This window comes from Methylophaga thalassica MP, from assembly GCF_000214595.1.
GTDB classification, from domain to species: domain Bacteria; phylum Pseudomonadota; class Gammaproteobacteria; order Nitrosococcales; family Methylophagaceae; genus Methylophaga; species Methylophaga thalassica.
Map to the genome: position 1 here is coordinate 707567 of NZ_AFIG01000003.1, position 21653 is coordinate 729219.

At 43.0% G+C, this 21653-nt stretch carries 19 protein-coding genes and 1 tRNA gene; 12 read left to right on the forward strand and 8 right to left on the reverse strand.

Features of this window, described 5'->3' with window-relative positions; translation table 11 throughout:
* Positions 1-25: 25 nt before the first annotated feature.
* The 4 genes from MAMP_RS15005 to MAMP_RS15020 form a co-directional block, all read right to left on the reverse strand.
* Positions 26-661, reverse strand: a complete 636-nt coding sequence (locus MAMP_RS15005; protein WP_007146950.1) for a thiol:disulfide interchange protein DsbA/DsbL — start codon at positions 659-661, stop codon at positions 26-28.
* A 30-nt stretch (positions 662-691) separates the two neighbouring features.
* Positions 692-1849 carry a c-type cytochrome biogenesis protein CcsB gene (gene ccsB, locus MAMP_RS15010; RefSeq protein WP_007146951.1) on the reverse strand — a complete coding sequence of 386 codons (1158 nt, stop codon included), beginning with the start codon at positions 1847-1849 and terminating at the stop codon, positions 692-694.
* A gap of 42 nt (positions 1850-1891) precedes the next feature.
* Positions 1892-3895 (reverse strand): cytochrome c biogenesis protein ResB, encoded by a 2004-nt coding sequence (locus tag MAMP_RS15015; RefSeq protein ID WP_007146952.1) that lies wholly within the window; start codon positions 3893-3895, stop codon positions 1892-1894.
* A gap of 90 nt (positions 3896-3985) precedes the next feature.
* Positions 3986-4594: a c-type cytochrome gene (locus tag MAMP_RS15020; protein WP_007146953.1), complete on the reverse strand. Its 609-nt coding sequence runs from the start codon at positions 4592-4594 to the stop codon at positions 3986-3988.
* Between the two features lie 91 nt (positions 4595-4685).
* Between MAMP_RS15020 and yihA the strand changes: the two genes are divergently transcribed.
* From yihA to MAMP_RS15075, 11 genes are all read left to right on the forward strand, one after another.
* A complete protein-coding gene (yihA, locus tag MAMP_RS15025; RefSeq protein WP_040576641.1) occupies positions 4686-5312 on the forward strand; it encodes a ribosome biogenesis GTP-binding protein YihA/YsxC in 627 nt (208 codons plus the stop codon).
* Between the two features lie 12 nt (positions 5313-5324).
* Complete coding sequence (gene soxC / locus MAMP_RS15030; protein ID WP_007146956.1) at positions 5325-6581, forward strand: sulfite dehydrogenase; 1257 nt, start codon at positions 5325-5327, stop codon at positions 6579-6581.
* Entirely contained in the window at positions 6547-7098 is a 552-nt protein-coding gene (locus tag MAMP_RS15035) for a c-type cytochrome (RefSeq protein ID WP_007146957.1), read from the forward strand. Before soxC ends, MAMP_RS15035 begins: the two co-directional genes overlap by 35 nt.
* Positions 7099-7118: 20 nt before the next feature.
* The gene (locus MAMP_RS15040) at positions 7119-9620 is read left to right on the forward strand and encodes a glycogen/starch/alpha-glucan phosphorylase (protein ID WP_007146958.1); all 2502 of its coding nucleotides are present in this window, start codon (positions 7119-7121) and stop codon (positions 9618-9620) included.
* Positions 9621-9722: 102 nt separating this feature from the next.
* Positions 9723-9799: transfer RNA gene (locus tag MAMP_RS15045), tRNA-Arg, on the forward strand.
* 167 nt (positions 9800-9966) lie between these two features.
* Positions 9967-10368 carry a hypothetical protein gene (locus tag MAMP_RS15050; protein ID WP_007146959.1) on the forward strand — a complete coding sequence of 134 codons (402 nt, stop codon included), beginning with the start codon at positions 9967-9969 and terminating at the stop codon, positions 10366-10368.
* Positions 10369-10681: 313 nt separating this feature from the next.
* A complete protein-coding gene (gene pstS / locus MAMP_RS15055) occupies positions 10682-11740 on the forward strand; it encodes a phosphate ABC transporter substrate-binding protein PstS (protein ID WP_007146960.1) in 1059 nt (352 codons plus the stop codon).
* A gap of 122 nt (positions 11741-11862) precedes the next feature.
* On the forward strand, positions 11863-12840 hold the full coding sequence (gene pstC, locus MAMP_RS15060; RefSeq protein ID WP_007146961.1) for a phosphate ABC transporter permease subunit PstC: 978 nt from the start codon (positions 11863-11865) through the stop codon (positions 12838-12840).
* Complete coding sequence (pstA, locus tag MAMP_RS15065; RefSeq protein ID WP_007146962.1) at positions 12837-13742, forward strand: phosphate ABC transporter permease PstA; 906 nt, start codon at positions 12837-12839, stop codon at positions 13740-13742. The genes pstC and pstA overlap by 4 nt, the downstream gene beginning before the upstream one ends.
* A gap of 14 nt (positions 13743-13756) precedes the next feature.
* Positions 13757-14584, forward strand: a complete 828-nt coding sequence (pstB, locus tag MAMP_RS15070) for a phosphate ABC transporter ATP-binding protein PstB (RefSeq protein WP_007146963.1) — start codon at positions 13757-13759, stop codon at positions 14582-14584.
* Between the two features lie 14 nt (positions 14585-14598).
* The gene (locus MAMP_RS15075) at positions 14599-15312 is read left to right on the forward strand and encodes a hypothetical protein (protein ID WP_007146964.1); all 714 of its coding nucleotides are present in this window, start codon (positions 14599-14601) and stop codon (positions 15310-15312) included.
* Here the strand turns inward: MAMP_RS15075 and MAMP_RS15080 are convergent, their stop codons facing one another.
* Complete coding sequence (locus tag MAMP_RS15080) at positions 15313-15612, reverse strand: hypothetical protein (protein ID WP_007146965.1); 300 nt, start codon at positions 15610-15612, stop codon at positions 15313-15315. It abuts the gene before it with no gap.
* A 502-nt stretch (positions 15613-16114) separates the two neighbouring features.
* Between MAMP_RS15080 and MAMP_RS15085 the strand changes: the two genes are divergently transcribed.
* Positions 16115-17887, forward strand: coding sequence for a methanol/ethanol family PQQ-dependent dehydrogenase (locus MAMP_RS15085; protein ID WP_007146966.1), 1773 nt, complete (start codon positions 16115-16117; stop codon positions 17885-17887).
* 568 nt (positions 17888-18455) lie between these two features.
* Here MAMP_RS15085 and MAMP_RS15090 read toward each other — a convergent pair.
* From MAMP_RS15090 to MAMP_RS15100, 3 genes are all read right to left on the reverse strand, one after another.
* A complete protein-coding gene (locus MAMP_RS15090; protein WP_007146968.1) occupies positions 18456-19292 on the reverse strand; it encodes an OmpA family protein in 837 nt (278 codons plus the stop codon).
* 159 nt (positions 19293-19451) lie between these two features.
* Entirely contained in the window at positions 19452-20594 is a 1143-nt protein-coding gene (locus MAMP_RS15095; RefSeq protein WP_007146969.1) for a PilT/PilU family type 4a pilus ATPase, read from the reverse strand.
* Between the two features lie 11 nt (positions 20595-20605).
* Entirely contained in the window at positions 20606-21643 is a 1038-nt protein-coding gene (locus tag MAMP_RS15100) for a type IV pilus twitching motility protein PilT (protein WP_007146970.1), read from the reverse strand.
* Positions 21644-21653 lie beyond the last annotated feature (10 nt).

Here is a 21653-nt window from a genome sequence, read left to right on the forward strand (position 1 = left end):
GCCCGGTGAACCGGGCTTTTTTCTATTACTTCTCAGATGATTTTTCTATCAGGAAATTCACAACGTTAAATAACTCAGGTACCCCGCCCGCTGTACTGGCATCCGTACGATAAGCACCATTAACAATAAAAGATGGTACGCCTGTGATACCTGACGTTTGGCTCATGACAAGCGCTTTTTTGACTTTTGCTTTCACACTGAAAGAATTCATTGTTTTCTTGAACTCTTCACGGTCAATACCTTGCTCAGCAACAAAATCAAGCAGTTGATCTTCAGACGTTAAACGGCGTTTTTCAACGTGAATCGCATTGAATAATTTTGAATGAATTTTATCAAGATTACCCATAGCTTCAGCGGCATAATACACTTTTGCCAACTCTAACCAGCTGTCACGGAAAATCGCAGGCACTTTCACAAAGTGTACATTTTCTGGCAATGTTTTTTTCCAGGCATCCACTTCAGGCTCTAATTTAAAGCAGTGTGGGCACGTGTAAGAAAACATTTCAACGACTTCAATTTTATTATCATCCGGTGTCGCTAATTTCTCAGTAGTCGGAAAATAATGGGTGCCTTCAACGAAATTCATCGGCACAGCAGAAGCTGCCGTTGAAACCAGGCCTAAAAATAGTCCTGTCGCAAGGGTTTTCATTAATTTCATCATCGTTGAGTATCCTTTATTTTCAATTAATTATTACAATGTGCCATACGAATGAAGGCCACTTAAGAACATATTGACACCAAGAAAGGCAAATAAGGTCACGAATAACCCAACGATTGCCCACCATGCCATAGGTTTCCCGTTCCAACCTTTCGTTAAACGCATATGAAGCCAAGCAGCGTAGTTCAGCCAGACAATTAATGCCCAGGTTTCTTTGGGATCCCATGACCAATAACCACCCCAGGCTTCTGCCGCCCATAAGGCACCTAAAATAGTTGCTAGAGTGAAGAAAGCAAAACCCAAAGCAATAGTCTTGTACATTAAGTCATCCATCAGACCCAATTCAGGCATCGCCTTAACCCAGCGGCTGTCAGGATTAACCTGCTGTCTCCATACCACCAGCAAATAGGCCACACCTATCATCGCTGCCATGGAAAAAGCACCGTAGCCAATAAAATTGGCAGGCACATGAATTTTCATCCAGTAGCTTTGTAGTGCTGGCACAAGCGGCTGAATCTCATGAGCATTTCGTTCAAAGCTATACCAGAGTTGGAAAATAACCGCGGCGCTAATCACCAATAAAACGAAGCCACCCAAACTACGGGTTTGATATCGGCGTTCATAAAACAGATATAACAAAGCAGTCACTACCGAAAAAAGAATAAAGACTTCATAGAGATTACTGACAGGGATATGGCCAATATCCGCACCATGCAGATATGACTCACGCCAACGCACCATAAGTCCGATCATACCCATCGTAACCGCTGCCCAGGTTAAGCCGTTACCGACTTTTTCTGTAAAACCGGAACGAAAAATATTGCCAGCGAAATACGTCACCGTCGCCATCACAAATAAAGCACTCATCCACATAAAGGCAGACTGACTGGCAAGTATATAATTGAGCCAGAAGTTAGATTCTCCCGCTTGCAGGTTTTGGCCATACAATGAAACAGCTATCAAGCTAAGCGCTGCAACAACCAGGCTGTGCCAACGAAACCCCGGCCAATATTGTCCAAGAAAACCCATCCCGATTGCTGTCAGAGCAATGATGGTAATTTCATAATAATCGAGAATCTCGTAATAAGTACCTATTAAACCGACACTAACTAATACCATTAACACACGCCAGAACCAGGCTGCCCATGGTGTCTGTTGCGTCGAGTTCATTGTTGAGAGGTGTGCTGTCATATATTTTGCCTCATCCCATAGCAGAAACTAAGAACATCATGCTTAGTCAGAGTTCCGCGACTCTGACTGAAGTTTTGCTTTGATATCCTCAAAATAACTATCAAATTCGCGAGGGTTTCTATTCGTCATCCCCGCCAGATAAATTTGTGATTTACCCTCTTTTTCAGTAACCCAAGCCCAGAAACGTCGCTGTGGTAAATAAAATAATAAAAACACACCCGCGATGAGGAATGCACAGCCTAAATAGACAATACTTTTTCCTGGCGCATGCGCTATTTGTAAGCCTGTTGACTGAATTTGATGGTAATCGGTTAATTGCAAAAACACGGGAGAACCGTAGCGCGGTAAACTGCCTATCGCGTCAATCGCATCCTGTAGAAACAAAATCTGAGACTGATTAACTGTCTCATTTTGTTGCAAATCCAAGCCTGAAAAGTAAATACGGCCCAACATTTCTCTTAACATCGCTAAATAAGCTGGAGCTAAGGCATCACGCTCGGATTCTGGTAAGGTTTTTTCGATAAAGTCACTCACTTCACCAAAACCACCGCGGTTAAACATCTCAACCAAGGTTTCCAATGTTTTTTGTAAACTTTGTGCTAATACGTCATCATCCGTCGTTTTTAGGCTGGCAAGCGTAGCTTGTTTCATTTCTTCAGCAGCTTGCTTAACCACGGTTTCATCATGTAATCGTTTCAGGAAATGATAGAAGCCTTCCAGACCGTCATTATCATCAGCAGGTATATATAGATAAGCAAACTCCTCTGCTGGTGAGCTACGCACACCACTTAAATAAAAATATCTGCCATCACGTTCTACCGGATTCATATAATTCTGATATTCCAATGCTTCACCGGTAGGGGCTCGAAGCTTGAATCCGACGCTTGGACCAAAATTGCGTACATTCTGCGGATTATCTTCGGTAGGATCCGGATTGATATTGAAGGGTCTAAAGTCGGTGATTTCAAGCTGCATTTCTTTATCACCCCACAACATTTGCTGAGTATCAAAGACTTTTGTCTGCAAGCTGACGGGCTCACCTTTTTCTGAAAACAAAGGCCATGCTTTTAATGTCAGCTCAGAGCCACCATCACCGAAGCTGGCCTGGTAGATGGCATAACCTTTATAGATAAGTGGGTGGTTGACCGCAATCGTCGCCTCAAGTGGCTTTTTCAAATCGGGATCATGAATGACCAAATCAGATTCAAACGACTTCGGCTGCCCGGTTGGGTAATGTTCTATACGAAACTCTTTTACTTCGATGGTGAAAGGTAAGTTTTGCACTAAATACCCATCACGCATGGCCAGATAAGCGACACTCGCTGCTCTGCCTTCCGGAATACTGACACTGCCTCTGAAGGCTTGCGGACCGACAGGAAGACGGCTTTCTTTTGGAATTTGTGGCAAGGGTAAATTACGCGTTTCAACATGAATGCGCCCCTGCCATTCGGCAAGTTTTAATGGTAAGTTGCTATCAAACAGACCGCCTACACAGATAACAATAATCGCCACATGCGTCAGTATGTATCCAAGACGATTCATGCCACCGCGCATTGCAGAGACTAAAATACTGCCATTCTTATCCGTTATTCGAGTTCTGTAACCATTGGATGAGAGTGTAGATTGAAGAGATTCTACCGTTTGTGCTTGAAGCTGAGGCACTCCCCATTCGCTACGATGATGCATTGACCGTAACGATTTCAGTTGCACATTGGTTCTCAGATTGAACATATCCTTGAACATTGAAGGCGCGTGACGAAACACACATACGGATGTCGAGATCACCAGTAAAGCTAGGATGGCTAAAAACCAAATCGCACTGTAAACATCATATAAGCCCAGCTTTTCAAAAACGTCAAACCAATACGGGCCAAACTTTATAAGATAATCAGGATAGGGTTGGTTTTGCTGAAGAACGGTGCCGATTACAGAGGCGATAGCTAGGGTGATCAATAAAGTGATCGCTAATTCCATCGTACCTAAAAAGTGGAAAACCCGCCAAGCGAAACTGCGATGAGAAACTGATGAATCCTGATTTTGTGACATGGGGTGAGCCTTGAAACGAGTTCCGTTACTCGATTTTTTAATATTCTCTGCATAGCTAACAGACTTAGCTATGCAGAGAAAATGTGACGATTATTTCAAACCAAAGACATAAGCAGAAACCGCTTTAATTTCAGCTTCACTCATTTTGCTAGCCACATCACGCATCATGCCGTTAGGGTCATTGGCTCTTTCCCCTTTAGCAAAAGCATGAAGTTGAGCTTCCACATAGGTGCTGTATTGTGATGATAATTTAGGCCACTTTGCTGCTGGCACACCATTACCATTTGGACCATGACATGCCATACACGCAGGAACGCCAGTTTCTTTATTACCCGCACGGAAGATTTTTTCACCAGCTTCGACTAAATCTTCAGAAACGGCACCAGGCGCCATTTTTTTACTGGCAAAATAGGCCGCTAAATCGGCCATATCTTGCTCTGATAAATTCGCCACCATCGGTGCCATCAATGCGTTTTGACGCTCACCGCTTTTAAAATTAGCTAATTGTTTTTCGAGGTATCCGGCATTTTGTCCGGCTAATTTAGGAAAGGCATCTGACAAACTATTTCCATCTGTACCATGGCAAGCCGCACAAACAGCCGCTTTTTGCTTACCAGCGTTAATATCACCAGCCGCCATTGCCTGAGCACTCATCGTAACTGCCACGCCAAGCATGACCATCTTCAATAATTTTTTCATTATTTTATTACCTGAAAACTAAGCTAAATCATCATCGAGAACTTTGGGTATGCTACTCTTATTAGGATAATTTTTCACCCAAAATGGTTCCATGTCACAACTATATAGAAAAGCTTATTATAACGGCAGTGCCACCGAGCTGTCCCAGCTACCGGAAGATAGTGGGTATGAGGTTGCATTTGCCGGCAGGTCAAATGCCGGAAAATCCAGTGCAATCAATTGCATAACAGGCATCAGCGCGCTAGCAAGGACAAGTAAAACGCCAGGTCGCACACAAATGATCAACTTCTTCAGCTTTGATGATCAGCGAGCTTTAGTCGATCTTCCCGGCTATGGCTATGCCAAAGTCCCTGAAAAAATGAAGTTAAAATGGCAGCATACTTTGGCTCAATATCTAGAAACACGTCAGTGTTTGCGGGGAATGATGCTAATGATGGATATTCGTCATCCATTGAAGCCATTTGATATACAAATGCTCACCTGGGCTAATCAGGCGGATTTACCGGTTCATATACTGCTGACTAAGTCTGACAAACTCAAAAAAGGTGCCGGTAAACAAAGCTTATTATCTGTAAGAAATGAATTGCAAAAACTGTCATTAAAAGCTTCTGTGCAGCTTTTTTCCTCGCTCAACAAATCTGGTAAAGAGGAAGCTATTCAAAAGCTAGATGACTGGTTTGAAGTCACTGATGATGCGATCCCCCCTACTGTTGACTAGATCTTATTAGCCATGAGCAAACAACGACTTAAAAGCCGACGTCAGTTTCTTCAAGGCACGGCTTTAAGTAGTGTTTTTCTTGGCTTTAGTTTACCCGTTAAAGCGCAGTCATCATTAACTGAACTCCAGCAGATACTGCCTGAGTCGATGCTAAAACCAGGCGCTAACTTTAGTAATTATGGGCAGCCTTCTATTTACGAAAAAGATATCATTCGCTGGATATCGGCCAACCCCAATGTGCCTGGCAACGGTGTCTCCTGGACACCTTTAGAAGAGTTACAAGGCACCATTACTCCTAACGGCCTGCATTATGAACGTCATCATAATGGTGTGCCTGATATCAATCCATCGACACATGAAATCATGATAGACGGTTTGGTCGATACCCCTTTAACCTTTTCGATTGATGCCTTAAAACGTTATCCACAAACCACAAAAATCTGCTTTATAGAATGTGGCGGTAATAGTAATGCTGGCTGGCGTAGTTCGCCCATCCAATCTGCTGCAGGTTATGTGCACGGACTTGTTTCTAATGCTGAATGGACCGGTGTGCCACTCAAACTTTTATTAAATGAATGTGGTGTCCAACCGAGAGCGAAATGGGCGATAGCAGAAGCCGCCGATGGTGCCGCACTCAATGTCAGCGTTCCTATTGAAAAACTAATGAACTATGCAATATTGGCGCTGTATCAGAATGGCGAACGACTTCGACCAGAAAATGGTTATCCTGTCCGGTTGCTGCTGCCTGGTTGGGAAGGCATCGTCAATGTGAAATGGCTAAGGCAATTAACATTAGTTGAAGAGCCTGCGATGACCCGTGATGAAACGGCTCAGTACACTGACTTATTACCTAGCGGTAAAGCTAGGCAATTCAGTTTTCCCATGCAAGCCAAGTCTCTTATTACCAGCCCTTCAGTTGGTATGACACTGCCGGATAATCCTGGTATTTACCAAGTTACTGGGCTTGCCTGGTCGGGTAATGGCAAAATCAGCAAAGTCGATGTCTCAGCTGATGGTGGTAAAACCTGGGTGGAAGCTGAGCTCCAGGCCCCAATTCTGGATAAAGCCTTCACCCGCTTTAGTCTGCCATGGCAGTGGCAAGGTCAATACGCCGTATTACAAAGCAGGGCAACGGATGAAACAGGTTATCAGCAACCGACTCGTGAAGCGCTTATCACCGAACGTGGAGACAACAGTTTTTTCCACTACAACGCTATTGTCAGTTGGGAAGTTAATGAAGACGGTCAGATTAGCCATATCTATCTTTAATAGATATCTCATCCTTGTTTTACTATTTCCTGCGACACTTGTCGCCGAGCCACTCTTTCAGCCTTTGGGCAAAGAGGCTGAACAAGCATCGCAGCAATCAGCATGGAACCTCACTATTACACCGGATGGAAAAAACTTACCCGCAGGGCATGGTAATGCACAGCAAGGGGAGCAACTTTTTAAACAACACTGTGCAAGCTGTCATGGGTTTGGTGCTATAGGCGCCAGCGCAATGCCTCTGGTCGGAGATGTCGGTTCATTAACCGAGGAGTATCCAGAGAAAACGGTAAACAGTTATTGGCCTTATGCAACAACACTTTACGACTATATTCGTCGTGCGATGCCACCATCAGCCCCTTTTTCTCTAACAAGTAATGAAATCTACGCACTTTGCGCTTATATTTTAAATCAGGATGATATACTCAAGAACGATGTGGAACTCAATGAAGTCACACTACCTCAGGTAAAGATGCCTAATCGGGATGGGTTTTCTCCCGTCTATCCAAACAAACGCTGAAATAATTTAAGGATCTGTCTATGAGCCCACGTTACGCATGTACTGCTAACCCCGCCCCAGAATTATTCAATACCGAAAAGCTAGGGATGAATAGCGATGCTCTTATCAAAGATTTCAAACGTTATTACGGTACACACTTAGCTCAGGATAAAGGTTGTGCTTCAGGTCATTACCTCTACTCATCACTGGCACTGACATTAAGAGACCGGCTGTTCAACCGCATGAAGCATACTAAGCACACCTATGCAGAAAAGCAGTGTAAACATGCTTATTATCTGTCAATGGAATTTCTTATGGGTAGAGCCATGGGCAATGCGGTTCTAAACCTCGGTTTAGAAAAAGAAACGACCAAAGCACTCAATGAACTCCATTTAAACTTTGAAGATTTAATCGAAATGGAACACGACGCCGGGCTCGGTAATGGCGGTCTCGGGCGATTAGCGGCGTGTTTTATAGATAGTTGTGCCACCTTACAACTCCCCGTTACAGGCTATGGGCTGCGTTATGAATATGGCATGTTCCAGCAACGTATCGAAAACGGTTTTCAGGTGGAAAAACCTGATCACTGGTTACAGGATGGTAATCCATGGGAACTGGAACGTCCGGAATTTACCCAACGGGTTAAATTTGGCGGTCACACCGAATATCACCCAACCGACAGTGGTGATATGAAAGTCCACTGGGTCAACACAAATGATGTACTGGCTATCCCTTTTGATCTGCCCATTCCCGGTTATCAAAATGGCACAGTTAACGTGCTGCGTTTATGGAAAGCGGGTGCCACCGATGAGTTTAACCTGGAAGACTTCAACTCAGGCTCTTATACCGAAGCGGTTGCTGCCAAAAATGAAGCTGAAAATATCAGCATGGTGCTCTACCCCAATGATGCCAGTGAGAATGGTAAAGAACTTCGTCTGCGCCAACAGTACTTCTTAGCCTCGGCCAGTCTGCAGGACATCCTCGATTACTGGGTCACGACACATGGTGAATCCTTCGATAATTTTGCTGAGAAAAATTGTTTCCAATTAAATGACACCCACCCGACTGTGGCTGTTGCCGAACTGATGCGTCTATTAATGGATGAACATGGATTAGGCTGGGAGAAAGCATGGGAAATTACTTCCAGCACCATGGCCTACACTAACCATACCCTGTTACCAGAAGCATTAGAGCGCTGGCCGGTGAATATGTTTGGTCGTCTGTTACCACGCATTCTGGAAATTATTTATGAAATTAATGCACGCTTTCTTCGTGAAGTCGCCACTCGTTGGCCTGGAGACAAAGCGCGCCTTGCACGCATGTCTATTATTGAAGAAGGCGGTGAAAAACAAGTTCGTATGGCTCATCTGGCCATCGTCGGTAGCTTCTCCATCAATGGTGTCGCGGCCTTACACTCAGAGTTACTGAAAAAAGGCTTATTCCACGACTTTTACGAACTCTGGCCACATAAATTCAACAACAAAACCAATGGTGTGACACAACGCCGCTGGCTCGCCTGGTGTAATCCAGACTTAAGTGAACTCATCACAGACACCATTGGTGATAACTGGATTACCCAACTGACTGAGCTGAAAAAACTGGAAGCCTATGCCCATGACAAGGCTTTCCAAAAGAAATGGCATGCCGCTAAACTTGCCAATAAACAACGTTTGGCAAAATTAGTGAAAGATAGCTGTGGCGTTGAGTTCAATCCTGAAGCTATGTTTGATATTCAGGTAAAACGCATTCATGAATACAAACGTCAGCTACTTAATATTCTGCATGTTATTCACCTTTATGACCGTATCAAACGTGGCGATACCAAAAATATGACGCCGCGCTGCGTACTGTTTGGTGGCAAAGCTGCACCAGGTTATGTCATGGCAAAACGCATCATCAAACTGATTAATAATGTTGCCAGCACAGTGAATAATGATCCGGATGTGGGCGATCTGTTAAAAGTCGTCTTTTTGCCAAACTATCAAGTTTCAGCCATGGAAGTGATTTGCCCAGCAGCTGATTTATCAGAACAGATCTCTACCGCCGGTAAAGAAGCCTCTGGTACGGGCAATATGAAATTTATGATGAACGGCGCGATGACTATTGGAACACTGGATGGAGCCAATATTGAAATCCGTGATGAAGCCGGCGCTGAAAACTTCTTTCTGTTCGGTCTGACTGAAGACGAAGTCACTGAGCTCAAGCCCACCTACAATCCACGGTTTATTATTGATAATGATGCCGATCTGAAACGCGTCGTCAACTTGTTAGAATCAGGCCACTTCAACCAATGTGAAGAAGGTGCTTTTGATGACATTATTGCTGCTTTCACCAGCCCCAATGACCCATGGATGACGGTTGCAGACTTCCATAGCTATGTGGAAGCCCAGCAACGTGCAGCGGAAGTCTATCAAGACAAAGAACGCTGGATAGCAATGAGTATTATGAACAGTGCTAACAGTGGTATGTTCTCTACCGACAGAACCATGGAAGAGTACAACAACGATATCTGGAAATTAGAAAAAATTAATCCACGGTTTTAATTTTGAGCGGCCAAGAGGGTGTTAACGACTCTCTTGGCTAAACACCTCTTGAGCCGTAGCAGATTATCAGCAAAGTCCGTATAATCTTCGGCTCAACTTCACGCGCCTGTAGCTCAGTTGGATAGAGTACCAGTTTCCGAAGCTGGGGGTCACAGGTTCGATTCCTGTCAGGCGCGCCACTTTTAAACAAAAAACATTCAAGCACCCTATTCCTCATTATCTGTGGACGTGACAAACGTTCTCATATCAAATGCTGGGAGACTTGCCCGAAAATCTGGGGTAATTATCAGCTGCTCAATATCATCTAAACATTTTTAATACGCTCTCCAACAATAAGGAGAGAGAAATGAATGTTTTGTTATTGGGTGCTGTCGCCATGATTACAGCCTTGATTTTATCTGCATGGTTAATGACATTTGCTCGCTGGTTCCCTATAAAAGGGATTGATGGCGACTTTTTAGTGGATTATAAAACCATGATCAGAGCGCATGTTGACTATGCGCTTATGGCATTGTTTAGTTTGGGTTTCTACGGTGCAGCTTCAGGCGCCAATATTGAGCTATCAAAGATCGCATGCCTTTGCATTGCTGTTGGTGGATTTACCAATCCGACGATTTTTGTCATCGCTGCCTTTGATACCGACTTCTGGAATAAAGCTATTTGGAAAATTTTCTCCGCGCTCAGCTTTATTGTTACAACAATTGGTTTTGTATGGATTGCCTACAGCTTTCTGATGTTCGCTATTTAGCAACAGATTGTTACGTATAAATCGTTCTAATGTTGTAATAGAGCGCCTATATATGGCGCTCTTTTTAATCTAACCTCATATTTTTATATTCATTTTATGAAACGGTATGCATTCCAGAAAATGAAATATATAAAATGTAGGCTACTAAAATAGCATCTACTTTATTAATTTTATTAAGAATTCAGCGTTAACCCTCTATCTCAATATAAAAATTTCTGACTAAGTTTGCTTTTGTCATAAATCTTTAACTTAAGGTCGTTACTCTTATCGAGTTAAAGATTTTTATTGCTTAATTAACTAGTCAGGAGTTTCTATGAAACTATTTGCAAAAAATGCAAAGTCAGTCTTTCTTATTACTGCACTTGTTGGTGCTATGTCATCAACTGTCGCCCATGCCGAACTGAAATTAAATGGTTCTGGTGCCAGCTTCCCTGCTCCACTTTATAACAAATGGTTCAAGGACTACAGCAAACAAACTGATGGTGTGCGTATTGACTATCAATCAAAAGGTAGTGGTGCAGGTATCCAAGACTTTATCAATGAAACTGTTGATTTTGCTGCTAGTGACGCAGCGATGAAAGACAGCGAAATCGAACAAGTGAAAAAAGGCGCTATTTTATTGCCAATGACTGCCGGTGAAGTTGTTCTGTCATACAACTTAGACGGCATCAAAGAATTGAAACTGCCTCGTGACGTTTATCCTGAAATCTTCATGGGTAAAATTACAAAATGGAATGATCCAAAAATTCAAGCAGCTAACCCTGGCGTGAAACTGCCTGATGAAAAAATCACTGTCGTCGTTCGTTCTGATTCAAGTGGTACTAGCTTTGTATTTACTAACCACTTATCAGCGATCAACAGTGAATTCAAAGAAGCAGTCGGTGGTTCTAAATCTCCGAACTGGCCAAGTGCAGGCACCATTGTTAAAGCGCCTAAAAATGACGGTGTAACAGCCACAATCAAACAAACTCCAGGTGCAATTGGTTATATCGAATATGGTTTTGCCAAACTAACCAAAATGCCAACCGCTGTTCTTGAAAACCAAAAAGGTAAATTTGTGAGTGCAGGTAGCGAAAGTGGTGCTGCAGCATTAGCGACTACACCTTTCCCATCAACAACTCTGCCAGGTAGCGATGTGCCAGACTTACGCGGATGGGCAACGGATCCAGCAGGTGATGACGCCTACCCAATCGCGACATTTACTTGGTTACTTGTCTACAAAAATCAAGACGATGATAAAGCAAAAGCCATGCGTGACTTGATTGAATACATGGTAACGAAAGGTCAAGAATCATCTGAATCTATGGGCTATATCCCATTACCAGAAAACGTTGTTGAGAAAGTTCGCAACGCTGCAAAAATGATTCAGTAATCAGGCAGTTGAAGACTCAGATTAAAATGCTGCAAGGACGTTTGACCTTGCAGCATTTTCTCTGTTTTAAAGACAGCATAAAACACGTTTCAAATACGAATGAATAATTGATAGGAACGCACATGGTTTACGATCCATTTAAAGAGGCAAGCAGTGATAAAACACTGTCTGCACCACCATCTACCACTGATTATTTAAAAGACTCTGTATTCCGTTCTTTTGCTTATTTTTGCGCCTTATCCATTATTCTTTTGGTCGCCTATATCATTTTTGAATTAGGCTCACAGGCATTACCTGCCATTAAAACACACGGCCTTGGTTTTATTACCGGCACCACCTGGGATACTAATGAAGGTGTGTTTGGTGTATTGTCAGAAATCTGGGGCACGTTATATAGCTCGTTTTTGGCACTACTCCTTGGTGGCTCTTTAGGTGTGGCAATTGCTATTTTCTTAACCCAGAGCTTTGTTCACGCTAAATTCGAAATGATTTTTAGAACGATCATCGAATTATTAGCTGCTATTCCTTCTGTTGTTTACGGTTTGTGGGGTATCTATGTGCTTATCCCATTAATCAGACCCGGCGCGCAGTGGTTACATGAGACATTGGGCTGGTTTCCATTATTTGGTACAGATCTTAGCGGACCAGGTCTCGCGCCCGCCGCCCTGGTTTTAGCCATTATGATTCTACCAACCGTGGCAGCTATCTCTGCCGATGCTTTCCGTCGCATTCCTTATAAAGTGAAAGAAGCGGCTTATGGCATGGGTGCAACAAAATGGGAAGTGATCTTAAAAGTCATGTTACCTACCGCCTCGTCCGGCATCTTGGCTGGTCTGGTACTGGGGTTTGGACGTGCTTTAGGGGAAACGATGGCGCTCGCAATGTTGATTGGTAACGTTAACAACATCAACTTATCGCTGTTTGCCCCGGCAAATACCCTAGCCTCACTTCTTGCATCAACCTTCCCTGAAGCGGGTCAAATTGAAATCCAGGCATTGATGTATGCGGCATTAGTTCTATTACTCATCACATTCATCGTAAATGTCGCGGGCCTTGCTGTGCAGCAATACACCATGCGTAAATTTGAGGGTAAAAAATGAGTCAATTACAAATGGAAGAGCCAGTATTACCTCCCAGAATTGAATTACCGGCGCTGGAAAAAAATCTTTTTGAGGTGAGAGCCTTAAAAAATTACTTCCTGACTTCTATGGTCTGGGTATTGGCGGTACTCGCCAGCATCCCCTTATTTTCAGTGATTTATATGCTGATTGTTCAGGGTGGCGCAAGACTGGATATGGAAGCGATTACCGCCTTACCACCAGCTGGGTTTGAAATGGGCGGTGGTTTTGGTAACGCGATTGTCGGTACTTTAACCATGGTCGGCATTGCCTCAGCCATCAGTATTCCGATTGGTATCATGGCTGCGCTTTATTTATCCATACTGAACCCTTCAAGCAAAATCGCAACTCTGTCACGCTTTTTAGCCAAAGTATTGACTGGCTTCCCTTCGATTCTAGCAGGTGTGTTTGTCTATGCCGTGATTGTTATTACCACAGGTACATACTCGGCTTGGGCAGGTGGTGTGGCATTAGCTGTGCTGATGTTACCAACAGTCACATTGGCCGCTGAAGAAGCCATGAAGCAAGTGCCACAAAAAATGAAAGATGCGGCATTTGGCATGGGCTGTACACGTACTCAAGTGATTTTGAAAGTCGTGCTACCGACGGCTTTACCAGGCATTCTGACTGGTGTGATATTGGCTGTAGCAGGTGCTGCAGGTGAATCGGCGCCATTGCTGTTCACTGCCTTATTTAGTAACTACTACATGGCTGAACTAGCTGAACCTACAGCCTCTTTATCCATACTGATTTACAACTTTTCCGGCATGCCATTTGAAAATCAGCTTGAATTAGCTTGGGCAGCCTCACTGGTACTTGTCTTACTTGTGCTGTTTTTCAATATTCTGGCCCGCGTTGTCGGCAGATCGAAATTTAAAGAATAACGGAAGGAAAATCTATGAACATGCAAACCGATACCGGTGAATTCATTGCTAAAAAGTACGAGCCAAAAGGCCCGGTTGTTTTAGACTGCCATGTAAAAAACATTTACTACGGTGATTTCAGAGCGGTCAGAGACACCACGATTCCTATTGAGAAAAATAAAGTCACCGGCTTTATTGGTCCCTCAGGTTGCGGTAAGAGTACAGTTCTACGCAGCATGAACCGGATGAATGACCTCATCGACTCATTCCGTTTTGAAGGCCACATCCAATATCACAAGCACGATATTTACAGCAAAAAAGTGGATGCTGTAATCGTAAGACGTTATATCGGTATGGTCTTTCAGTTGCCTAATCCCTTCTCGATGAGCATTTATGACAATGTCGCATTTGGTCTGAGATTAAATGGTTATAAAGGTGATGAAGAAGAGATGGTGGTCAAAGCACTTAAACGTGCAGCTATTTGGAATGACGTTAAAGATAAACTGAAAAATAGCGGTTTATCACTATCAGGTGGTCAGCAACAACGTTTGTGTATTGCCAGAGCCATTGCGACAGAACCTGATGTTTTATTAATGGATGAACCTTGTTCTGCACTGGATCCGATTGCTACGCGTCAGATCGAAGAACTGATGGTGGAATTAAAACAGCATTACAGTGTGGCCTTAGTCACACACAATATGCAGCAAGCAACACGCGTGGCTGATACAACCGCGTTCTTAGGTGTGGATATTTCACAAGGTGGCCGTACGGGTTATCTGGTGGAAATGGATGAAACTAAGAAGATTTTTGAAGACCCTCAGCAGTTGTTAACTAAACAATACGTGCGAGGTGAGTTTAGTTAAGCTAAACCGTTATTATGGGGTCATCATCATTTAATACAGTTCATAATGCAACGCACGATCTGACAAGCAATATCGCTCGACTGGATATTGCTGCTGTCAGGTCACGTCTGCTTAATACGAAAAAAAACTTCGATAAAATTAATGAAACACTCAGTGTAAAAAGAACGCCGCCTTCAACAGAAGTGATTGAAAACCTGGTCGCAGGTTACGCCAAGATCGACTTTTATCTGGCTAATGGTATAGAACTTTTCGCTATGGGTAACTCACACCTGTTGTTAGAGTTGAACCACATTGTTCTTTATCACACTTCATCAATATCTAAACAAGAGTCTCAACATCAGTTTGAGGCAACAAAAGCCCACTTTTATGCAGCTCGCAATGGCGGAATTGGTCAACTCATGGATTGGTTAGCCTTAAACCAACATACCAATATCTGGAAACGAACAGCGGGATTGTTTACCAATATTTTGAGTCAGCCACAGCTGTTTCTGGAAGGAAATCACCGTACAGGCTCGTTAATCATGAGCTACCTACTCATGAGAGAAGGATATCAGCCATTTGTATTGTCTTATGATAATGCCAGACATTTTTTTGAGCCTGCCGAACTGACAAAAAAACGTCGCAAGAAATCATTAGTCGACGATTTTATTTATCTGCCAAAACAAACACGCAAATTTGCCAAACTGCTGAAAGATGAGCAAAAAAGACAATCTTTCCTGCAAACTTGACTAGTGATAGCGCGTGTTAGATTTTTTTTCTTTTAATTCGCCCCGGTTAGCTTCGATAATTTTTTGAAATTTCTCGGGATCTTTGCGAAGAATATCAATGTATTCTGTCACCAACTCGTGCCAGTTATTACCGCCATGGATAGAAAACTTCTCTAAAGCCAGCAACAGAAACTTGGCCGCTACTCTGAGTTGTTTGCTATCTGCCTCACCATACCAATCGAGTAACTCTTCATAGAGCGCCTCAATTTTTTCCAGAGGCGTGAACTCTACAATCATATCTTGAGAATCTTTTTTACTCATAATTAGCGGCTTTTATTTCTTGAATGGTTCAAATGGATAGAGGTCGCGTTAGCTGGCTCATTCTGAATTAAGCAGACTGAACACCAGAGAAATCAGCCTTTAGTATATGTATTATATCGAAATATCCGTGACCGAATCTGAATAAAATCAGGCTAAATCATCTCAGCATCACTTTGTCTTTTACAGTTAAACCACTAACTAAACAAACACTTTACGATCATTACCGCTCAACAGATTCAAAGTAGAAAAAACAACGTTGTATAGAAACTGTCCACTTGTCTGAGATTCCAGACAGCATTTATTTATGGAAACAAGTGCAATTAATTCCTTTTTTTGACTGTTAGTCTTTCCCAACCCCTCGGGGATTATCAAACATGATTTTGTGTTTGGTAAATGATGACTTATAGAAAAGCCCTATGTTTTTTTATACGTCAGCGTTTGGTACAGGAGTGGCGACTTCAGCTTCCGCCACTCCTTTATCTTAAGATTGAAGGGAAAACTTATGAAAAAAAAAACAATATCTCTGGCACTGATGTCAGTGGCTCTGCCTATTACAAGTTATGCAGATGAATTGCTTTCTATGCAAAAAAACCCAAATGAATGGGTAATGTCAGCAGGTAACTACGCCAACCACCGTTATAGTGAATTGACAGATATTAATAAAGATAACGTCAAAGATCTGAATATGGCCTGGTCATTTTCTACAGGCGTATTAAGAGGTCATGAAGGTAATTCACTTGTTATTGGCGATACCTTATATATTCATACGCCATTTCCAAACATTGTGTATGCATTAGATTTGAACAATGACGGTGCTATCAAATGGAAATACGAACCAAAACAAAACTACGATGATACCGTGCCGGTTATGTGCTGTGACGTCATCAATCGTGGTTTAGCTTACGGTGACGGCAAAATCTTCCTTAATCAGGCGGATACCACATTGGTAGCACTTGATGCTAAAACGGGTGAAGTCATTTGGTCTGATAAACGCGATGATCCTAAAGTAGGTGCAACTAACACCGGTGTTGCTCATGTATTTAAAGACAAAATCGTAGTGGGTATCTCTGGTGGTGAGTTTGGTGTTCGTGGTTATGTTCAGACTTATGATTTAAATGGTAAGTCTTTATATAAAGCCTACAGCACAGGTCCTGATGCAGAAATGTTAGTGGATCCAGAGAAAACAACTTCAATGCTGAAACCTATCGGTGAAAACTCATCTTTAAAAACATGGCAAGGTGATCAGTGGAAAATTGGTGGTGGTACCACTTGGGGTTGGTATTCTTATGATCCTGATCTCAATCTGTTCTACTACGGTACGGGTAATCCATCGACATGGAACCCATTACAACGGCCTGGTGATAATAAATGGACCATGTCATTGTTTGCCCGTGATTTAGATACTGGCATGGCTAAATGGGTTTACCAAATGACGCCACATGATGAGTGGGATTACGATGGTGTAAACGAAGTCATTCTGGCCGATCAGAAAGTTAAAGGCAAAATGTACAAAACAGCGGTTCACTTTGACCGTAACGGCTTTGGCTACACCATGGATCGTGCATCAGGTGAGTTATTAGTGGCTAACAAATTTGATCCCTCTGTTAACTGGGCAAATAGCGTTAATCTGAAAACAGGTTTACCTGATCGTAATAAACAGTACTCACCAGAATATAACGGTGAAGACACAAGCACGACGGGAATTTGCCCGGCAGCACATGGTGCTAAGGACCAACAACCTGCCGCATATTCACCAAAAACCGGCTTGTTCTATGTACCTACCAATCATATTTGTATGGATCTGGAACCGTTCCAAGTGGAATATTTAGCCGGTCAACCGTATGTTGGTGCTGAAGTAAATATGTTCGCCGCTGAAAAAGACAATATGGGTAACTTTATTGCCTGGGATGCTCGCGAAGGTAAAATCGTCTGGTCAGATAAAGAAAGATTCTCTGTATGGTCAGGCGCACTGGCGACGGCCGGTGATGTTGTCTTCTACGGTACATTGGAAGGCTACCTAAAAGCAGTAGATGCGCAAACTGGCCGTGAATTATGGCGCTTCAAAACCCCATCAGGCATTGTAGGTAACGTGAACACTTACAAACATGATGGCAAACAGTACATCGCTGTATTGTCAGGTATTGGTGGCTGGGCAGGTATCGGTATGACCAATAACCTGGAAAATGATACTGATGGCTTAGGCGCTGTAGGTGCCTATAAATCTCTATCAAGCTGGACTTCATTAGGCGGCGTTCTGAGCGTCTTCAGCTTATAAAATGCCAGCGTAGTAATACAAAGCTCGACACAGTGCAAAAAACTCCGGTGATAGAAATATCATCGGAGTTTTTTTATGTGTATCTGTTTATTTTGTCTTCGTGCCAAATAAAGATTCTGTTACCGTTCTATTCACTCTCTAATCCCTTTTTAAGTTCATTTTCTTAAGGCAAAAAAAAGCCCTCATCAAAAAACTGAAAGGGCGAAGGGAAAACCAATGAAAGCCGTAAAGCTGGTATCAATAATAGAGAAATAAAGGCTCTCTCAATATAGGAAAAACTCCCTTTATCTCTCAGTAAACTCATTTTAAGGCTTTCAGACAACCGTTCTTATCCTATCCAAGCCCGAACCTTCCCACTCATTTATCGACAACAGCAGAATTATCCACTCACGCAACAAGAACCTCTTTTTGAATATACAAAAACAACAAAGATAAAGAGGAAAATGATTGCCATAGTATCTATATTAAAATGCAATATTTAAGACAAGCATGCTGAAGCTTCTCACGTCAGATAAAAAAAAGGCCCTGCAAGCAGGGCCTTTTCTACATCAATTGATGCTGTCTTGTTTTATTCGTTTACAACGAAGTCAACACGACGGTTTTTCGCTCTTCCAGCTTCTGTATCGTTGGTGGCAACTGGGAATTTTTCGCCCATACCGACTGGAATCAGGTAGCTACCGTTAATACCACGTGAAGTCAGGTAATCAACAACAGACTGTGCACGTTCTTGTGACAGTTTTTGGTTGTAAGCTTCACTACCGATGCTATCAGTGTGGCCTTCAACACGGACTTCAACAACACTGTCAGTATCTTTCAGAACAGCTACCGCTTCTTCAAGAATTTGTTTCGCATCATCAGTCAAAGTTGCTTTATCAAATGCGAAGTTAACACCTTCTAAAGACAATACTTTTTCACCTGCTAATGGGCAACCATCTTGGTCAACGATAACGCCTTTCGGTGTGTTAGGGCACAGATCTTTATAATCAGGCACTGCATCACCATCAGAGTCTAACGCACAACCTACACGGTCAACAGTGACACCAGGAGGAGTTTGTTGGCACATATCAATACCGTCATAAACACCGTCTTTATCAGTGTCATATGCGCAACCATTTTGGTCGACTAAAGCACCTGGAGGTGGTTCTACAGCACAGACAGGTTTTTCAACAGCTGCCACTTCTTGTTCTTCATCACCGTTCGGGCAGAGTAATAGCGCTAACATTGAACCGACAACTGCGCCACCAGCAGAAGCATCAGAGTCACCAACAGCAGCACCAGCAGCACCACCAGCTAAAGCACCACCAACTGCACACATAATGTTTTGGTTAGTTGTTTTCGGGTTACCCGCACAACCAGCCAGCAATGCTATTGCAAAAGCTGCTGACAGGAGTTTTGTTAATTTCATATTGCCTTCCTTTTCCGTAGAAAAATAAACGAACACGTCTTAAAATTGATTTGCTCAATACCGAGTGTGGTACTTTCGCTACATATTAAACCAGTATTTGCCTGACGTCTAATAGATCTTATAAGTCATAGTGTGAACTCTGTGTCAAAAAAACAACAATCACATACGCCCTATCACATCTTCGGGTTCAGCTTGTAATGACAAACTGGAAACTGAACTATCTTTGGCTAATTCGCCGGACTCCATGCCTAGCTTGATCATTAAGCGTACTTCATTGGCTGAATCGGCATTACGTAAAGCTTCTTCGTAGCTAATATCACCTGCTTTATATAAATCATAGACAGCTTGATCGAACGTCTGCATCCCAAGCTCTTTAGAACGTTTCATTACTTCTTTGATTTCATAAATCTTGCCTTTCTCAATCAAATCAGCAATCAGCGGCGTATTAAGAAGTACTTCAACCGCAACAGCCCTGCCCGAGCCATCCTTTTTAGGAATGAGTCTCTGAGCAATAACCGCTTTAAGATTTAATGAAAGATCCAAAAATAATTGTTGATGACGCTCTTCAGGGAAAAAGTTGATAATCCTATCCATTGCCTGATTCGCATTATTAGCGTGTAAGGTGGATAAACAAAGATGGCCGGTTTCTGCAAAGGCCACACCGTAATCCATGGTCTCACGTGTACGTATCTCACCAATCATGATGACATCCGGCGCCTGACGCAGTGAATTGCGTAAAGCCACTTCATACGAATCAGTATCAATCCCCACTTCCCTTTGTGTCACCACACATCCGGCATGCTTATGATCAAACTCAATAGGATCTTCAATCGTCAGAATGTGGCCTGTACTGTTTTGATTGCGATAACCGATCATCGCCGCCAAAGTGGTTGACTTACCACTGCCTGTCGCCCCGACAAATATGACTAAGCCACGTTTTGTCATCGATAATTCTTTGATGACCTGAGGCACATGAATTTCTTCAATGGTAGGAATTTCATCTTTGATACGGCGCATGACCATAGCAATTTTATTTCGCTGGTAAAGCGCGCTGATACGAAAGCGACCTGCACCTTTAGTCTCCAGTGCATAATTACACTCTTTTTCACGTTCAAATGTTTTTTTCTGAGCATCTGACATCGTGCTCAGTACTAAATCTCTGGCCTCATCATCCTGCAGTGCTTCCTGAGAGAGCGTTGCCATTCGGCCATTCACTTTCAAGGTAACCGGGCGGCCAGCGGTAATAAATACATCTGAGGCATCATGTTTCACAGCGGCTTTTAGTATCGTGACAATTTCCATATCACACTCCTCTAACGGAATAAGTCTTTATTAACAGCACGTGGTAATGCCTCTTGTTTGGTGACCTTTTGTCGTCTGACTAAATCCTGCAAACACTGATCTAAGGTTTGCATTCCAATAGCACCGCCCGTCTGAATAGCCGAGTACATCTGCGGTACTTTGTCTTCTCGAATCAGGTTTCTGATAGCCGGAGTACCAATCATAATTTCATGTGCAGCGATGCGTCCGCCTCCCACTTTCTTCATCAATGTCTGGGAAATAACGGCACGCAATGATTCTGACAACATGGAGCGCACCATGTCTTTTTCCGCAGCAGGGAAAACATCAATAATCCGGTCAATAGTTTTGGCTGCCGAAGATGTATGTAAGGTACCAAACACCAAATGCCCGGTTTCTGCGGCTGTCAGCGCCAGTCTGATTGTCTCCAGATCACGTAACTCACCGACCAGGATAATATCCGGATCTTCACGCAGCGCACTTCGAAGTGCTTCACTAAAGCCATGTGTATCACGATGCACTTCACGCTGATTAATCAAACATTTTTTACTTTGATGCACAAATTCGATTGGGTCTTCAATCGTCAGAATATGTTCATTATCTTTTTCATTTCGATAATTAATCATGCCGGCCAACGTAGTGGACTTACCTGAACCTGTAGGCCCGGTGACCAACACAATACCGCGATGATTATCCGCGATGGTTTTAAAAATATCGGGAGCGCCCAGTTCTTCCAGACTGAGTACTTTTGATGGAATCGTTCTGAAAACGGCAGCAGCACCACGGTTCTGATTAAACGCATTAACACGAAAACGTGCCAGCCCCGGTACTTCAAATGAAAAATCAGCTTCAAGAAATTCTTCAAAATCTTTACGCTGTTTATCATTCATAATGTCGTAAATCATCGCGTGGACATCTTTATGTTCCATCGCCGGCAGATTAATGCGCTTGATATCACCATCCACACGAATCATTGGCGGCTCACCTGACGAAACATGTAAATCCGAAGCATTGTTTTTTGCGCTGAACGCAAGCAATTCAGTAATATCCATCAACGATTCC

What these genes read in the sequence shown, in the direction of transcription:
- pstS (WP_007146960.1), top strand. Translation starts at nt 10,682, where the DNA reads ATGAAACTATTTGCAAAAAATGCAAAGTCAGTCTTTCTTATTACTGCA.
- MAMP_RS15075 (WP_007146964.1), top strand. Translation starts at nt 14,599, where the DNA reads ATGGGGTCATCATCATTTAATACAGTTCATAATGCAACGCACGATCTG.
- MAMP_RS15015 (WP_007146952.1), bottom strand. Translation starts at nt 3,895, where the DNA reads ATGTCACAAAATCAGGATTCATCAGTTTCTCATCGCAGTTTCGCTTGG.
- MAMP_RS15040 (WP_007146958.1), top strand. Translation starts at nt 7,119, where the DNA reads ATGAGCCCACGTTACGCATGTACTGCTAACCCCGCCCCAGAATTATTC.
- ccsB (WP_007146951.1), bottom strand. Translation starts at nt 1,849, where the DNA reads ATGACAGCACACCTCTCAACAATGAACTCGACGCAACAGACACCATGG.
- MAMP_RS15005 (WP_007146950.1), bottom strand. Translation starts at nt 661, where the DNA reads ATGATGAAATTAATGAAAACCCTTGCGACAGGACTATTTTTAGGCCTG.
- MAMP_RS15095 (WP_007146969.1), bottom strand. Translation starts at nt 20,594, where the DNA reads ATGGAAATTGTCACGATACTAAAAGCCGCTGTGAAACATGATGCCTCA.
- MAMP_RS15100 (WP_007146970.1), bottom strand. Translation starts at nt 21,643, where the DNA reads ATGGATATTACTGAATTGCTTGCGTTCAGCGCAAAAAACAATGCTTCG.
- pstC (WP_007146961.1), top strand. Translation starts at nt 11,863, where the DNA reads ATGGTTTACGATCCATTTAAAGAGGCAAGCAGTGATAAAACACTGTCT.
- pstA (WP_007146962.1), top strand. Translation starts at nt 12,837, where the DNA reads ATGAGTCAATTACAAATGGAAGAGCCAGTATTACCTCCCAGAATTGAA.
- soxC (WP_007146956.1), top strand. Translation starts at nt 5,325, where the DNA reads ATGAGCAAACAACGACTTAAAAGCCGACGTCAGTTTCTTCAAGGCACG.
- yihA (WP_040576641.1), top strand. Translation starts at nt 4,686, where the DNA reads ATGTCACAACTATATAGAAAAGCTTATTATAACGGCAGTGCCACCGAG.
- MAMP_RS15020 (WP_007146953.1), bottom strand. Translation starts at nt 4,594, where the DNA reads ATGAAAAAATTATTGAAGATGGTCATGCTTGGCGTGGCAGTTACGATG.
- MAMP_RS15050 (WP_007146959.1), top strand. Translation starts at nt 9,967, where the DNA reads ATGAATGTTTTGTTATTGGGTGCTGTCGCCATGATTACAGCCTTGATT.
- MAMP_RS15090 (WP_007146968.1), bottom strand. Translation starts at nt 19,292, where the DNA reads ATGAAATTAACAAAACTCCTGTCAGCAGCTTTTGCAATAGCATTGCTG.
- MAMP_RS15035 (WP_007146957.1), top strand. Translation starts at nt 6,547, where the DNA reads ATGAAGACGGTCAGATTAGCCATATCTATCTTTAATAGATATCTCATC.
- MAMP_RS15080 (WP_007146965.1), bottom strand. Translation starts at nt 15,612, where the DNA reads ATGAGTAAAAAAGATTCTCAAGATATGATTGTAGAGTTCACGCCTCTG.
- pstB (WP_007146963.1), top strand. Translation starts at nt 13,757, where the DNA reads ATGAACATGCAAACCGATACCGGTGAATTCATTGCTAAAAAGTACGAG.
- MAMP_RS15085 (WP_007146966.1), top strand. Translation starts at nt 16,115, where the DNA reads ATGAAAAAAAAAACAATATCTCTGGCACTGATGTCAGTGGCTCTGCCT.